Annotated in this window: 12 protein-coding genes and 1 tRNA gene; 9 read left to right on the top strand and 4 right to left on the bottom strand. The window is 52.9% G+C overall.

The window, feature by feature from the left end; translation table 11 throughout:
* Positions 1-46 precede the first annotated feature (46 nt).
* The 3 genes from BN8_RS24695 (at position 47) to BN8_RS24685 (ending at position 3,004) form a co-directional block, all read left to right on the top strand.
* Complete coding sequence (locus BN8_RS24695) at positions 47-715, top strand: NUDIX hydrolase (RefSeq protein WP_009284675.1); 669 nt, start codon at positions 47-49, stop codon at positions 713-715.
* Positions 716-811: 96 nt separating this feature from the next.
* A tRNA-Arg gene (locus BN8_RS24690) sits at positions 812-883 on the top strand.
* A gap of 417 nt (positions 884-1,300) precedes the next feature.
* Entirely contained in the window at positions 1,301-3,004 is a 1,704-nt protein-coding gene (locus tag BN8_RS24685; RefSeq protein WP_009284674.1) for an AMP-binding protein, read from the top strand.
* A gap of 86 nt (positions 3,005-3,090) precedes the next feature.
* On the opposite strand, the gene BN8_RS24680 is transcribed toward BN8_RS24685, so the two are convergent.
* Positions 3,091-3,543, bottom strand: a complete 453-nt coding sequence (locus BN8_RS24680) for a LytR/AlgR family response regulator transcription factor (RefSeq protein WP_051041150.1) — start codon at positions 3,541-3,543, stop codon at positions 3,091-3,093.
* Positions 3,544-3,796: 253 nt separating this feature from the next.
* Between BN8_RS24680 and cysM the strand changes: the two genes are divergently transcribed.
* The 4 genes from cysM to lolA1 all read left to right on the top strand — a co-directional run bounded on the left by cysM (position 3,797) and on the right by lolA1 (position 9,257).
* Positions 3,797-4,669, top strand: a complete 873-nt coding sequence (cysM, locus tag BN8_RS24675) for a cysteine synthase CysM (RefSeq protein WP_040006502.1) — start codon at positions 3,797-3,799, stop codon at positions 4,667-4,669.
* A gap of 72 nt (positions 4,670-4,741) precedes the next feature.
* On the top strand, positions 4,742-5,827 hold the full coding sequence (locus BN8_RS24670; RefSeq protein ID WP_009284671.1) for a quinone-dependent dihydroorotate dehydrogenase: 1,086 nt from the start codon (positions 4,742-4,744) through the stop codon (positions 5,825-5,827).
* A gap of 99 nt (positions 5,828-5,926) precedes the next feature.
* Positions 5,927-8,464, top strand: coding sequence for an FtsK/SpoIIIE family DNA translocase (locus BN8_RS24665; RefSeq protein WP_009284670.1), 2,538 nt, complete (start codon positions 5,927-5,929; stop codon positions 8,462-8,464).
* A 151-nt stretch (positions 8,465-8,615) separates the two neighbouring features.
* Positions 8,616-9,257 (top strand): outer membrane lipoprotein periplasmic chaperone LolA1, encoded by a 642-nt coding sequence (gene lolA1 / locus BN8_RS24660; RefSeq protein ID WP_009284669.1) that lies wholly within the window; start codon positions 8,616-8,618, stop codon positions 9,255-9,257.
* 73 nt (positions 9,258-9,330) lie between these two features.
* Here the strand turns inward: lolA1 and upp are convergent, their stop codons facing one another.
* Positions 9,331-9,978: a uracil phosphoribosyltransferase gene (gene upp / locus BN8_RS24655; protein WP_009284668.1), complete on the bottom strand. Its 648-nt coding sequence runs from the start codon at positions 9,976-9,978 to the stop codon at positions 9,331-9,333.
* A gap of 129 nt (positions 9,979-10,107) precedes the next feature.
* On the opposite strand from upp, the gene BN8_RS24650 reads away from it, so the two are divergent.
* Together BN8_RS24650 and lpcA are read left to right on the top strand one after the other, a co-directional pair.
* A complete protein-coding gene (locus tag BN8_RS24650) occupies positions 10,108-11,868 on the top strand; it encodes a hypothetical protein (RefSeq protein WP_009284667.1) in 1,761 nt (586 codons plus the stop codon).
* Positions 11,869-11,971: 103 nt separating this feature from the next.
* Positions 11,972-12,550, top strand: a complete 579-nt coding sequence (gene lpcA / locus BN8_RS24645) for a D-sedoheptulose 7-phosphate isomerase (protein WP_009284666.1) — start codon at positions 11,972-11,974, stop codon at positions 12,548-12,550.
* Between the two features lie 3 nt (positions 12,551-12,553).
* Here the strand turns inward: lpcA and BN8_RS24640 are convergent, their stop codons facing one another.
* The gene (locus tag BN8_RS24640) at positions 12,554-13,600 is read right to left on the bottom strand and encodes a class I SAM-dependent methyltransferase (protein ID WP_009284665.1); all 1,047 of its coding nucleotides are present in this window, start codon (positions 13,598-13,600) and stop codon (positions 12,554-12,556) included.
* Between the two features lie 89 nt (positions 13,601-13,689).
* Positions 13,690-15,231 carry a YifB family Mg chelatase-like AAA ATPase gene (locus BN8_RS24635; protein WP_009284664.1) on the bottom strand — a complete coding sequence of 514 codons (1,542 nt, stop codon included), beginning with the start codon at positions 15,229-15,231 and terminating at the stop codon, positions 13,690-13,692.
* Between the last annotated feature and the right edge of the window lie 34 nt (positions 15,232-15,265).

Raw genomic sequence — 15,265 nt, 5'->3', positions numbered from 1 at the left:
GTGTCCCCTGGGAATCACTCCGTGTTCTCTGCGCTTAAACAGCATTATGGAAAAACTCGAAGACGCTCCTAAGTTTCGTTTCTGGAAAGGTCAGCTTGAAAGTAACGGCCTGAAAATTAACGGTATTAAAGATCATTTTATCCGTCGTCGGCACAACGGCGAAGTACTGTTTGCCATGTTGGAAGTGGATGCCGACACCCCCGAGGGCGACAAAATTCCGCCGGTCTGCTTCCTGAAAGGCCACGCAGCCTCGATGCTCGTATCGCTTATCGACAAGGAAACGAAGGAGAAGTTTGTGGTACTGGTCCGCCAGCGACGCATTTCGGACGGTTCGCAGACGTATGAGCACCCGGCCGGCATGGTCGACGCCGACGATGCTCCTGACGAGGTGGCCGCCCGCGAACTGGGCGAAGAAATTGGGCTGGAAGTCAGAGCCGATGAACTGACCAAACTGAATCCTCGGCTGTGGTTTCCCAGCACGGGTACCAGCGATGAAGCCATGCACTTTTTCTATGTAGAACGGGAGCTGTCGCGCGAGGAGATCATGGCGTTTCATCACAAAGACATGGGTAACCAGTCGGAGTTTGAACGTATCACGACCGTTGTAGCAACTTTGCCGGAAGCGCATAAACTGGTCAATAACGTTAATGGCCTGCTTATCCACTTCCTGTACCTGAAACACGTCGGCGATTATGAAACGATGAAGTTGTTGTAGTTGGTGCAACCCCGCTTTATTGATTGTATTTCATAAAAAAGATTGCAAAAAAAGCTTTGAGCAACTATCTTTGCAGTCCCAAATTGAATGGTTAATGCTCCCGTAGTTCAATGGATAGAATTATGGTTTCCGGTACCATCGATAGGGGTTCGAATCCCTTCGGGAGCACAGCAACCCGCCGACGTAACGTCGGCGGGTTTTTTGTTTGATGCCGGGTAGACTCTGGCTCCTACGCTATAGGTTGCCAATCCTGCATGTGGCTTCATTTGACCAACCTGGCTTCAACATGCAATGCTGTAAACTGGGGCAGACAGCAACGTATAGACTATAATCTGAGCGCGAAAAGGGTGATTTGTGGAAGCAATATTGTACCCCCATTCACTACGGTATACCAACGTGGAGCGTAGATTGTGGATACGGGAGGGCAGGATTTGTATAGCCACCAAACGAACGGGATGCATAAAACCAATCGACATCGGGTCAGAAGGTTTTTTATTAATTTACCTCCACGTGATTATTTGATTTCTAATAAGATAATCAATCCTGAATTCGTTTTATTTTTGCTTGAAAACATACAAACAAGATATGGAAACGCCCATCACCACACAAACATATCCCTGGCGACGCCATTACCCGGAAGGCGTTCCTCATGAAATAAATCCAGATGCGTACCCATCATTGGCTGCTCTCATGGAAGACGGCTTTCGGCGCTTTACAAATCTGCCCGCGTACGAAAACATGGGTAAGCAACTTACCTTTGGTCAGATAGATCAGCTTTCACAACAGTTTGCGTCATTTCTGCAAAACGACCTGAAGCTGAAAAAAGGCGATCATATTGCCATCCAGATGCCAAACACGCTTCAGTATCCAATAGCAATGTTTGGCGCTCTGCGGGCCGGGCTCGTGGTGGTGAATACGAACCCCTTGTACACACCCCGCGAGATGCAGCATCAGTTCAAGGACTCGCAGGCGAAGGCCATTGTCATCCTTGCCAACTTTGCCGCCAACCTCGAAAAAATCATTGATAAAACAGACATTAAACACGTCATCGTGACGCAGTTGGGCGATTTGCTGGGTTTTCCCAAGAAGCACATCGTCAATGCCGTAGTTAAGTACGTCAAGAAGCTGGTGCCTCCCTACAACCTGCCCAATGCTATCTCGTTCGGCGAAGCGCTGAGCCGGGGCAGTCGGCAATCCTTCCGACCGGTGGATATCAAGGGCAGCGACCTGGCGTTTATTCAATACACGGGTGGTACGACCGGCGTGTCAAAAGGAGCGATGCTGTCGCACCGGAACATCATTGCCAACGTAGAAGGGCAGGACGTCTGGATGAAACCCGCCAATTTACCCGACGGCGAGACGGTAGTGGTGGCGGCTCTACCACTCTATCACGTATACGCCCTGACGACCAACGCGCTGGCGTCGTTGAAAATTGGGTCGATGAACCTGCTCATTACAAATCCCCGGGATATGAATGCATTCATCGACGACCTGAAGCGGCACAAAATCACCTGCTTCACTGGCGTGAACACACTATATAACGGATTGTTGAACCACCCGCGGATCAACGAGGTGGACTTCAGCCACCTGAAAGTTACGTCGGCGGGGGGGATGGCGCTGCAAACGGCCGTAGCGGAGCGCTGGCAAAAACTGACGGGCAATAAACCCGCCGAAGGGTATGGTTTGACCGAGACCTCACCGGTACTGTGCTCAAACCCCGTTGTGGGCGACAACCGCGTTGGGACCATTGGTGTGCCCTGGCCGAGTACAGAACTCAAAATAGTTCGCGAAGACGGTACCGATGCGGCCCTTGGCGAACCCGGCGAGATCTGTGCCCGTGGCCCTCAGGTGTTTGTCGGCTACTACAACCGCCCCGATGAAACGGCAAAGGCCATGATGGGTGAGTGGTTCAAAACCGGTGACATCGGTGTAATGGACGCCGATGGGTATTTTAAGATCGTGGACCGTAAGAAGGACATGATTCTGGTGTCGGGCTTCAACGTCTATCCTAACGAGATTGAAGACGTAGTCGCTCAGTGTCCCGGCGTATTGGAAGTGGCCTGCATCGGTGTTCCGGACGCGAAATCGACCGAAGTGGTCAAGATCTTTGTGGTAAAGAAAGATCCGGCCCTAACCGAAGATGCCATTAAAGCGTACTGCCGCGAAAACCTGACTGCCTACAAGGTACCGAAGTTGATCGAGTTTCGGACGGAACTGCCGAAATCAAACGTAGGTAAGATTCTGCGTCGGCCACTGCGGGATGAGGAAATGGCGAAGCTTAGTAAATAGGTTTTGATTCAACGTTTAAGGGCCAACAATTGAGGTTACACAACTCCTGTAATCTCAATTGTTGGCCCTTTATCAGTAAATGACAATTATGCCAGCATCGGCACAGGCTCAGCGTCTTCGTGCAGAGCCAGCAGTTCCTGTTGGAAACCCCGTACCTGTTTGATGAACCGGCTGGCTTTCCGGCGCGATACTTCCACGCGGTCCCCATTTACCAGACTGACCGTCAATTGCTGACGATCAGGGTGAATATCCTGCAAATACAGCAGGTTGATGATATTCTTCTTGTGAGGCCGGACAAACACCTTCGACGACAGGCGGCTCTCCATTTTCTTGAGCGTCAGTGAAACCATTAGCTGGCTTCCATCAACGAAGTGAAATAAGGTGTAGTTGCCTTCGCCTTCTAGCCGGACGATCCGGTGCATCGGCATTTTTTTGCGGTACCCCCAGAAGGGAAGCGTCAGATCGGGCATGTCAAATTGCTGAGCAAGTTGCTCGACATGCGCAGTTGTCAGCGGTTTGGGCGACACTTGCTGTTTCATATAATTGAACGGGTGTGAATATGGATCACGCAGCGAGGGCCGAATGAATCGGTGGTATCGCATACGCGCTTTAGCAATTTTACACAAAATTCAGAATCAACACATCAATTAAGACGAGTATTTTTTCAATAGTAATATTTACTTAATGCCGGCGACAGTCAGAAAGTCAATGAAAAAGTCGTTTGCTGAGGGACGAACTAATACGTGTTATTTAACCTTATGGGAGGTAATAATCTATTTGACGTTTTCGACTATGGCAACCTTGCTCGATCTGGTTGGCAACACTCCTCTGATTGAACTGAACCGCATTCACCGCAATCCCCGGGTTAAAATTTATGGTAAGCTGGAAGGCCACAATCCAGGTGGCAGCGTGAAAGACCGCGCAGCCGCCAGCATGATTCAGGGGGCTTTATCGCGTGGTGAACTGAAACCGGGTATGAAACTGATTGAAGCCACCAGCGGCAACACCGGCATTGCGCTGGCTATGATCGCCCGGCTGTACGACATCGACATCGAGCTGGTCATGCCCGAAAACTCGACGCGTGAGCGGGTGTTGACCATGGAAGCATTCGGCGCTAAGGTTATTCTGACCGAATCCATCGAAAGTGCCCGCGATTATGCCGATGCGCAGGTGGCCAAAGGCGGCTATCTGATGCTCAATCAATTTGCTAACCCGGATAATTACCTCGCGCATTACCGCACAACCGGCCCGGAAATCTGGAACGATACCCAGGGCCAGATCACACATTTTGTCTCGTCGATGGGTACAACCGGCACCATCATGGGAACGTCACGCTATCTGAAAGAACAGAATCCGGACGTTCAGATTGTGGGTTGTCAGCCCACCGATGGGTCGTCGATCCCCGGTATCCGAAAGTGGCCGGTCGAGTATCTGCCTAAAATATTCGAACCTGAGCGGGTCGATCGCGTCATTGAAGTATCGGAGACCGATGCCGTGATGACGACACGCCAACTGGCCAGTGTCGAAGGGGTTTTTGCCGGCATGAGCAGCGGGGGAGCCGTTTATGCATCTATAAAACTGGCCGAAGAGTTGGAGTCCGGCATTATTGTCTGTATCATCTGCGATCGGGGCGACCGGTATTTGTCCTCCTCGCTGTTCGGCTAATCGATCGGCCACAACCATCGTCAATCGGAATTCTTCTTTCGGGTGCGGGGCCGGATTACGTATCTTTGTGCCATGTACAAGCGCATTCTGTTGCCGTTGCTGTTTCGTTTCGATGCCGAAACCATCCACCACGTTGTTACGTCGCTGCTGAAGTTTGCATTCAGTATTCCCGGCGTATCGTGGCTTAGCCGGAAACTCTACGTAGTGGATGCCCCCCGGCTGGCTCGTACTGTGTTTGGGCTGACGTTCCCGAATCCGGTAGGGATGGCGGCCGGCTTCGATAAAAACGCCGAACTGGTCAGCGAACTGGGCGATCTTGGCTTTGGATTCGTTGAGATCGGTACCGTTACGCCACGGCCGCAGCCCGGCAATCCTCGGCCCCGATTGTTTCGGCTGAAAGCCGACCGGGGGCTGATCAACCGCATGGGATTTAACAATAAAGGTGTTGGCCCGGCGTCGGGGCGGCTGCATCAGTTCATGCAAAAACGAAACCGGCAGAACGCTCAGACGCCGGTTCTGATTGGCGGAAACATCGGTAAGAATAAGGATACGGCCAACGAAAACGCCCTGAGCGATTACCTCATTTGCTTCCGGGAGTTGTTCGACGTAGTGGATTACTTCGTCGTCAACGTCAGTTCGCCTAATACGCCCGGTCTGCGCGATTTACAGGAAAAGGAGCCGCTGACTCGCCTGCTGAGTGCCTTACAACAGGAAAACCAACAGCACGCAGCCCCAAAGCCAATTCTGCTGAAAATTGCACCTGATCTGACGGACGGCCAACTTGACGACATCATTGCCATTGTAGCCGAAACCCGCATCGCAGGTGTCATTGCTACGAATACGACTATCAGCCGCGCAGACCTGACTACCGACGCGGCCGTTGTAGAGCAAATGGGTGCCGGTGGGGTTAGTGGCTATCCGCTTCGAAAACGCTCGACGGAGGTGATCCGGTACCTGCACGACCGGTCGGGTGGAGCATTTCCAATTATCGGCGTCGGGGGTATCTTCTCGGCTGAGGATGCGCTGGAAAAGTTGCAGGCCGGAGCTAGTTTGGTGCAGGTGTACACCAGTTTCATCTACGAAGGCCCTGCGCTGGCTAAACGAATCAATCAGGAGTTATTGAAAGCCCCTGGGCTGACCGTGCAGCCGTTAGCCTAAGTTTTTTATTAACCGACGATGCCTTGCTGACAGGAAACTACCGTATTTTCGTTGAAAATAGGGAAATTTACCTCTGCGGCTACCACCCTAACCCAACGCATGGCACAACCAACCACCTCGCCCCGCCAAAATACCATCCGTCGGCCCGAACGAGCTCGTCCAAAAGAACCATCGTTCGACTGGGCGGCTGCTTTCGACCGTTGGCTGACAGATCAGCGGTCTACCTTAACCTTCGGTGTGCTGCTCATGCTGCTGGGCATTGGGCTGACGGTAGCCTTCGTGTCGTACCTGATTAATGGCCCCGCCGATCAGAGCTTAGTGAGCTCTGCCGGGGGGGAATCGCTGGCAGAAACAGGCACTGAAACCAAAAACTGGGTGGGGCTGCTCGGCGCGTATGTGGCGCACGCGTTCGTGTTCCGCTGGTTCGGCGTTGGAGCACTGGGATTACCCATTATCGTTTTTCTGGCTGGGTTTAAATTGACATTCGGGCGCGAACCTTTGCCGCTGGGCCGCACGACCGCCGGACTATTGTTTGCATCGGTATGGATCAGTCTGTTAACCGGCTATTTCGTGCTGGCGACCGACTCCGTGCAGACGAGCAGTGTCTGGTGCGGAGGGGTTGGCTATGAACTGAACGTAACACTTTACAGCCTGTTCGGCTGGGGAAACCTGGCGATTATTGCGTTCCTGCTGTTCGGCTTTGTTGTCTACTTCTTCGACATCCGCAGCCTGAAGCTACCTACGCTGTCCATGCCCTCGCGGCCGGAAACGTCCCGTTCCCAAAGAGCCGCTCAGCCGGACGATACGTTGCAGACGTACGACGATTCGGAGCCTGATGACCAGCCCTTGCCGGATGAAACGGAAGAAGAACCGGTCGTTCAGTCGGGCTATGTACCACCCCTTACGGCCAATGATCATACCAATGGTACCCCGCCCGTCGAAACGGAACAGCCCGAACCCACTGTTCCCGACGTAATTGCGAAGAGCACCGGCGTTACGTTGACCATTAAGAATCCGGCGGCCGTAGTGGATGCGCCAACCGGCGAATTAAATGTAACCCCAACTCCCGCTTTTGAGCCTGATCCGTTCGAAGACGACGATCTGGTAGCGACGCATGGGCTGTATGACCCAACTCTCGAACTGGCTCAATATCAATACCCCACGCTCGATCTGCTGACTGAATACCAGAACAACCGAAAAGCCCAGGTGTCGGACGATGAACTGACGGCTAATAAAGACCGGATCGAAACCACCCTGCGAAACTTTGGCATCGAGATCGACAGCATTCAGGCATCAATTGGCCCGACCGTTACGCTCTACGAAATTGTACCGGCGAAAGGGGTTCGTATTTCCAAAATCAAAAGCCTGGAGGACGACATTGCCCTAAGTCTGTCGGCCTTGGGTATCCGGATCATTGCGCCGATGCCGGGCATGGGAACCATCGGTATCGAGGTGCCGAACAAAAACCGGGAGATGGTGTCGATGCGTTCAATGATCATGAGCGATGTATTCACCAGCAGCAAGTTCGATTTGCCGGTGGTGCTTGGTAAAACCATCTCGAATGAGATTTACATAGCCGATCTGGCCAAGATGCCGCACCTGCTCATGGCCGGGGCAACGGGTCAGGGTAAGTCCGTAGGCCTGAACGTACTGCTGACATCGCTGATTTATAAGAAGCACCCGTCGCAGTTGAAGCTGGTGCTGGTTGACCCCAAAAAGGTTGAGCTGACGCTGTTCAACAAGATCGAGCGGCATTTTCTGGCCAAATTGCCGGACTCCGAAGAGCCAATCATTACGGATACCAAGAAGGTTGTTAATACGCTCAATTCGCTGTGTATCGAGATGGACAACCGCTACAACCTGCTGAAAGATGCGGGTTGCCGTAACATTAAGGAATACAACGCGAAGTTTACCAAGCGTCGGTTAAATCCGGAAAAAGGTCACCGGTATTTGCCTTATATCGTACTGATCATCGATGAGTTGGCCGACTTGATGATGACCGCCGGTAAGGAGGTTGAGCAGCCGATTGCCCGACTGGCGCAGTTGGCGCGGGCCATTGGCATTCACCTGGTTGTGGCTACGCAGCGACCGTCGGTAAACGTGATTACGGGTCTGATCAAGGCCAACTTCCCCGCCCGGTTGTCGTTTAAGGTAACGTCCAAGATCGATTCACGCACCATTCTGGATACGGGCGGAGCCGAGCAACTGGTCGGAATGGGGGATATGCTGCTGTCGTCCAACTCCGATCTGATCCGGTTGCAGTGCCCGTTTGTCGATACCAACGAGATTGAAGAAATCTGCGAGTTTGTGGGTAACCAGCGTGGTTATGACGACGCCTACGCCCTCCCCGAATTTGTGGGCGACGACGGAGGTGCTGGCGACGAGAAAGACGTAGACCTGGGTCAGCGCGACCCGATGTTCGACGAAGCCGCCCGGTTGATCGTTATTCACCAGCAGGGGAGTACGTCGTTGATCCAGCGGAAGCTAAAGCTCGGCTACAACCGAGCCGGCCGACTTGTCGATCAGCTCGAAGCGGCCAAGATCGTTGGGCCGTTTGAAGGAAGTAAAGCCCGCGACGTATTGGTGCAGGACCTACAGACGTTGGAAGAAATATTACGTCGGCTCAAGGGCGAATAATTCCGCCCTGAGTTTTGTTATGGCTTCGGGGGGTGGCCCCATACCGGAATCTTTAAACTTTTTCCCGCCGGTCTGGTCTAACTACAAAAACGAATTGCCAATTTTGGCGGCAATTTGGCTTAATCCGAATTCTAAAATGATAGGTAATACAATGAAAAAAGCGGCTATGCTGCTTGGTTTAGTGGTCATGATGGCTTTGCCCGCATCGGCCCAGAAAGACAAACGCGCGCAGGATATCCTGGATGCAATGAGTAAAAAATATAAATCCCTGAAAAGCTACCAGGCTGCTTTTACGTACACGAGTACCGGGGGCGGAGCCAATGAAACCCTGAAAGGTGATCTGACGGTTAAGGACGCCAAATTCCGGCTGAATCTGGGTGGACAGGAGGTATTCAACGACGGCAAGACGATGTACACATACATCAAAGAGTCCAACGAAGTGAACGTTCAGGATTACGACGGCAGCGCTACCAACGAGTTGAACCCGACGCAGATTTATACCATCTATAAGCGTGGTTTCGACTATCGTTTTCTGAAAGAGCAGAAGCAGGGTGGCCGGACGCTGGAGGTGATCGAGTTAAAGCCTAATCGCGACAAGAGTCAGATTGCCAGCATTCAGATTTCGGTCGATAAGGCGGACAAATCCGTACGCAACTGGGTGATCATCAATAAAGATGGGAAACGCACAACCTACAATATCACGAAGTTTACGCCGAACGTAAACATCACAGACAGTTATTTCGCCTTCGATAAAGCGAAGTACCCCGGTGTCGAAGTAGTAGACCTGCGGTAATAGAAATAAGGCCTAAAAAGTGAGGGGGACGTAGTATCAAACTACGTCCCCCTCACTTTTTAGGCCCTTTGCCTTATACTTTCTGTCCAAAAGCCAGATCACCGGCGTCGCCCAGACCGGGAACGATGTAAAAATGGTCATTGAGGTGATCATCGATGGCACCCAGCCATAAATGGCACTGCGGAAGCCGCTCCTGTACATAAGCAATTCCTTCGGGACTAGCCAGTACGGCCGCGATATGGGTCTGCGCCGGAATCCCATACCGGAGCAGGGCATGGTACACTTTTTCGAGCGAACGGCCCGTAGCCAGCATCGGATCGCTCAGAATTAGCGTTTTGCCGCTTAAATCCGGGCTGCTGATGTAATCCATTGCAATCTCAAATTCGTCGTTCGACCCAAGCGCGTAGCCCCGGTACGCACCCGCAAAGGCGTTTTCGGCCTGATCGAAAAAGTTGGTAAAGCCCTGATGGAAGGGCAAACCTGCGCGTAAAATTGTTGCCAGAACCGGCTGTTGGCGCGGTAATTGCGTTTTAGCTACCCCGAGCGGAGTCGCTACATTGACGTTGTGGTAGGGTAGGGTTTTGGAAATTTCGTACGCCATTAATTCCCCTAACCGTTCCAGGTTTCGGCGGAAACGGAGCCGGTCCTGCTGAACTGAAACATCACGTAATTCGGCAATAAATTGGTTGGCTATTGAAGGGTGCTGCGTAAAAACAAACATGGTGGCCCGGTCTTTCGACGTAAATTAGCCGCATGGCTGGCGTATATCCAAACCAAATACCTAATTTGTGGGTCATATGGGGCCGATAGCGAAAAAGAACGTTGTGAAAGGAATCAGCCGGTAACGTATATGCGAAGAATAGTTTACGTTTTTAGTTTCATAGTATTTGCACTTCCGGCCTGGGCTCAAAGCCCCTTTGTACCCCTTAATGCTGATTATTATCATCTGATCGACCGAATCGAGATTCGCCGGAACCGGTGGGCAGAGGGGTTCCATAGCACCATCAAACCGTACAATCGGCAGAGCATTATCCAGCTAACCGACAGCCTGGCGCAGAGTACTACCCGGCCGCTATCGGATACGGACTATTTTAACTACAACTACCTGCGCGACGACAGTTGGGAGTGGGTACCTTCGCCAGCCGATACGTTGGCGCTCGATCCGTTTACCAAGCACTTACTGCCTCCGGCTTCGCCCGGCGATAGCCGTCGACCTTTTCTGAAATACTTTTACCGCAAAAAAGCCGATTTCTATAATTTTCAGAATGCCGATGTCGATCTGCACGTTAACCCGGTGTTTTATTTCGGGGTGGGGAACGAACAGGTCACGGGGCTGAGTGATACCGAACCCAAGCGAGACGGGCAGCCGTTTGTAAACACCCGGGGTATCGAAGTGCGGGGCTCGATCAGCCGACGGCTGGGCTTCTACACGTTTTTCGCGGATAATCAGGCAATCTTTCCGCGCTACGTCGAGGACTACGCCCGACTCTATCGACGCCCCGACCAGGGCGTTGGCTTTGCACCGGGCGAAGGGCTGGCTAAACTGTACCGCACAACCGGAGCCGACTTCCTGACGGCCAGGGGCTACATTACGTTCAATGCCTTGAAAGTCATCAACCTGCAGTTTGGGCACGACCGGAACTTCATCGGAAATGGATTTCGCTCCATGCTGTTGTCCGACAACAGTGCTCCGTATCTGTTCCTGAAGTTTTCGACCCGCATCGGGCGTAATATTCAGTACACGAATCTATTCACGCAGCTACAAAACACCGAGCGGCCTGTAGCGGCCGACTCGCTGATTCCGCAGAAGTTTGCGGCCATGCACCACCTGAGCATCAACATAACCCCAAACATTAACGTAGGGGTGTTTGAAGCCGAGGTGTTCAGCCGCGACCGGCTTGATCTAAGCTACCTGAACCCGATCATCCTGTATCGGTACGTTGAGTCGTACCGGGGTAGTGCCGATAATGCCCTGATTGGTATTGATTTCAAGGCCAATTTTTTGTCGCATTTTCAATTTTATAGCCAGTTCATCCTCGATGAGTTTCTGATCGATAGTCTGCGCAAAGGGCAAGGTTCTGTAACCAACAAGTTTGCGTTGCAGGCTGGTCTGAAGTACATCGATGCCTTAACCATTCCCAATCTGGACCTACAGGCCGAACTCAATTTAGCTCGCCCGTATACGTATTCCCACAAAACCGGGCAGACCAGCTATACCCACTACAATCAGCCACTGGCTCACCCATTAGGAGCCAATTTTATTGAAGGCATTGGTATTGTCCGATACCAGAACAAAAAGCTGTTGCTCAACGGTACGTTTGGGATCATGAAGTTCGGTACTGATCCGCCCAACCGCAACTATGGCGGGAACATCATGAAAGACTATCGGCAGGCGTTTCGGCAGGAAGGCAACTTCATAGGTCAGGGGCGAACGACCATGGTAACCTATGCCGATGCGCGGGTGTCGTATATGTTCCGGCACAATGTGTTCGTAGAGGGCCGCTATCTCTACCGCTTCCAGGATAGCCAGTTTAACCAGAACGACTACGTCAACCGGGTCGCCAGTCTGGCTCTGCGCTGGAACTTCGGCTACCGGAGCCTGGTCTTTTAGAAAGTTTTCGGTTTTCGGCTACCGGTTATTGCAGCCAAGTAGGCAACTTTGTGGGCACTACGGTTTTTACAAGCATAAAGCCGTGAACTGAAAACGCATTCTAATGCTCGACATTATTCGCCAGGAACTGACCGAAGCCCAGTCGGTTCTGGATACATTCATCAACGATTCTGCTAACCTTACCGCCATTGAAGCGGCTGCGCGGCTCATGGCCGACGCGTTACAGAATGGCCATAAAATCATTTCCTGCGGAAACGGCGGTTCTCATTGCGACGCCATGCACTTTGCCGAAGAGCTATCGGGTCGGTACCGCGAAAACCGCCGGTCGCTGGCGGCCATTGCCATCTCTGACGTAAGCCATCTGTCGTGCGTCGGCAACGACTACGGCTATGACTACGTTTTCTCCCGATTCGTTGAAGGGCTTGGAGTCGCCGGCGACGTACTGCTGGGCATCAGCACCAGCGGCAACTCCGCCAATGTGGTTCGGGCTGTAGAAGCCGCTCGCCAGAAAGGTATGAACGTAGTCCTGCTGACCGGAAAGAACGGCGGAAAACTGGCTGGACAGGCCGACGTAGAAATTCGGGTGCCACATTTTGGGTACGCGGACCGTATTCAGGAGATTCACATCAAGGTCATTCACCTGCTGATTCTGTTGATCGAAAAGCAGGTAATCGGTCAATAGTCGTCAAGGTTTCTTGGCAACAACCATAGCCCGGCTGGGAATACTACGGTAATGAACCACCTTATGAGGCTTAAGACCGGCAGACGTTTGCCATTGCTTGATCTCATCAATCTGGTAATTCCCCGCCGTACTGCTCAGTCCGTAAAAGAGGTCAGTGCTGCTGCCGACCAAATCCGGTTTGGTGCTAACGTCGGGCCGGATGAACTCATTGACAATGAACACCCCCCCGGGTCGCAGGGCTTTCGCTACTTTGTCCGTAACGAGCTGATTTTGTTCGGGCGTGAAATGATGAGCCAGGCTGGACAGTAAGACAATGTCGTATTGACCGGTTCCAAAATCGTCGGTCAGGGCGTTGCCGGGTTGGTAAACAACGCGGTCGCCCATGCCTTGCCGGGCCAGAAACGGAGCCGATTGTTCAATGGCCGGTGGTAAGTCAATGATAGTTGAGCGCAGGGCCGGTAGCTTGCGACATAGCACAACCGAATGCTGGCCGTGTGAGCCGCCAATGTCGAGCATTTGGGTAGCGGTTTTAGGCACGGGTGCCCGCCGACCAAACTCACGGGCTTCGGTACCGGTAGCGGCTACCATAGCCTGCTGGTAATATGCCCATTGATCTTTGGAAAGCGTTTCGTGATATTGAATGCCCTGGCCGGTTTTCAGGTAATCGCCCAGATGATTCATCCACTCCCAGACAACCCGGTTGTTGAAAACCATCATGCCATAGACCGACATAGCGTCGTCTTTAAGCACAAACCGGCGGGCCATGCGCGTCAGGGCAAACCGACCGTTTTCGTAGTGAAAATAGTCCAGAGCCGTCAGCAGGCCCATCAACTCACCAAGGGCTTTGGGGTGTAATTGCAAGTGAGCGGCCAGTTCATCGACCGACTGAGGTTTATCTTTTGTTGCTTCGAAAACACCTTTGTCGGCGGCTTCCAGTACGGCCTTGGCCACAACCGGCATAATCTGAGCGTGAAGCAGCGGAACAGGAATAAGATTGGCTTTTAGAGCAAACCACTCGATTGGGTTTTCGGGTGTTATCGTCAGTTGCATGAATAGCTAAAACAAATACTATTCAGACATAACTGTTTTTGGCCCTAAACGGCTTAGCGGGTTACTCTCTGGTAGTGAAACTGTAGCGATTATCCTGCCCAGTTTTCCCGGTCCAGGCTCCGGTACTGAATCGCTTCGGCGAGGTGCTCAATGCGAATTTCGTCCGTACCGGCCAGATCGGCGATGGTACGCGACACTTTAAGGATACGGTCATACGCCCGGGCCGATAAGCCAAGCCGTTCCATGGCTGTTTTAAGCAGCATCCGACCGGCATCGGTGATGATGCAAACGTCTTTCACCAGTTGCGACGGCATCATGGCATTAGAGTAAATGCCAGTATGGCCCTCGAACCGGGTAGTCTGTACGTCGCGGGCCCGCATTACGCGTTCGCGGATGGCCTGGCTGCTTTCGGCGGGGCGGTTGGCGGTCATCTGGTCGAACGACACCGGCGTTACCTCAACGTGCAGATCAATGCGGTCGAGCAGCGGTCCACTAATCTTGTTCAGGTAGCGCTGCACAACCCCCGGCCCGCAAACGCATTCTTTTTCGGGATGGTTGTAGTAGCCACAAGGGCAGGGGTTCATACTAGCTATGAGCATAAAATTGGCCGGAAACTCAACCGCCCATTTGGCCCGGGAAATGCTGACCCGGCGGTCCTCCAGCGGCTGTCGCATAACCTCCAGAGCGCTTCGTTTAAACTCCGGTAATTCGTCCAGAAAGAGCACGCCATTGTGCGCCAGCGAGATTTCGCCCGGCTGCGGAAAACTGCCGCCCCCCACCAGGGCCGTATCGCTGATCGTATGGTGCGGAGCCCGGTACGGCCGTGTTGAGATTAACGTAGCGCGGCTGCCGAGTTTCCCTGCTACGGAATGAATCTTGGTCGTTTCGAGGGCTTCGTGCAGGGTAAGCGGAGGCAGGATGCTCGGCAAGCGCTTGGCCAGCATGGTTTTGCCGGCCCCCGGCGGGCCGATCATGATGACGTTGTGCCCACCCGCAGCCGCAATCTCCATCGCCCGCTTGATGTTTTCCTGGCCCTGCACGTGCGAGAAATCGGCTTCGTAGCTGTTGAGCTGGCTCATGAAAATATCCCGCGTATCGCTGACCAGGGGCTCGATGTGTTTCTTGCCTTCGAAGAATTCGACGGCATCCTGCATGGTTTCGACACCGATGATATCCAACTGATTGACAATGGCCGCTTCCTGGGCGTTCTCGACCGGCAGCACGAACCCTTTAAACCCCTGTTTCCGTGCTTCAATCGCGATAGGCAGTACGCCTTTGATGGGACGTAGTCGCCCATCGAGCGAGAGTTCGCCCATGATGACGTACTCTTCGAGGTTACGTTCGGTATTCATCTGCTCCGACGATTGCAGTACGCAGAGCGCAATGGGCAGGTCGTAGGCGGTGCCTTCTTTGCGAATATCGGCCGGGGCCAGGTTAACCACGACTTTCTGCCGGGGCATTCGGTAGCCAAAAAACTTGAGGGAGGCTTCAACCCGCTGCTCACTTTCCTTAACGGCACTGTCGGGGAGGCCCACCATGAAGAACCGAAGGCCCTGCCCAACGGCTACTTCGATGGTAATAATCGTCGCGTTGACGCCATAAACGGCCGCGCCGAATGTTTTGGCTAGCATACTAATCCGAGATAAATGGATACGGTGGTAACGG

This window comes from Fibrisoma limi BUZ 3, from assembly GCF_000296815.2.
GTDB classification, from domain to species: Bacteria; Bacteroidota; Bacteroidia; order Cytophagales; family Spirosomataceae; genus Fibrisoma; species Fibrisoma limi.
This window is presented reverse-complemented; position numbering and strand designations above follow the sequence as displayed.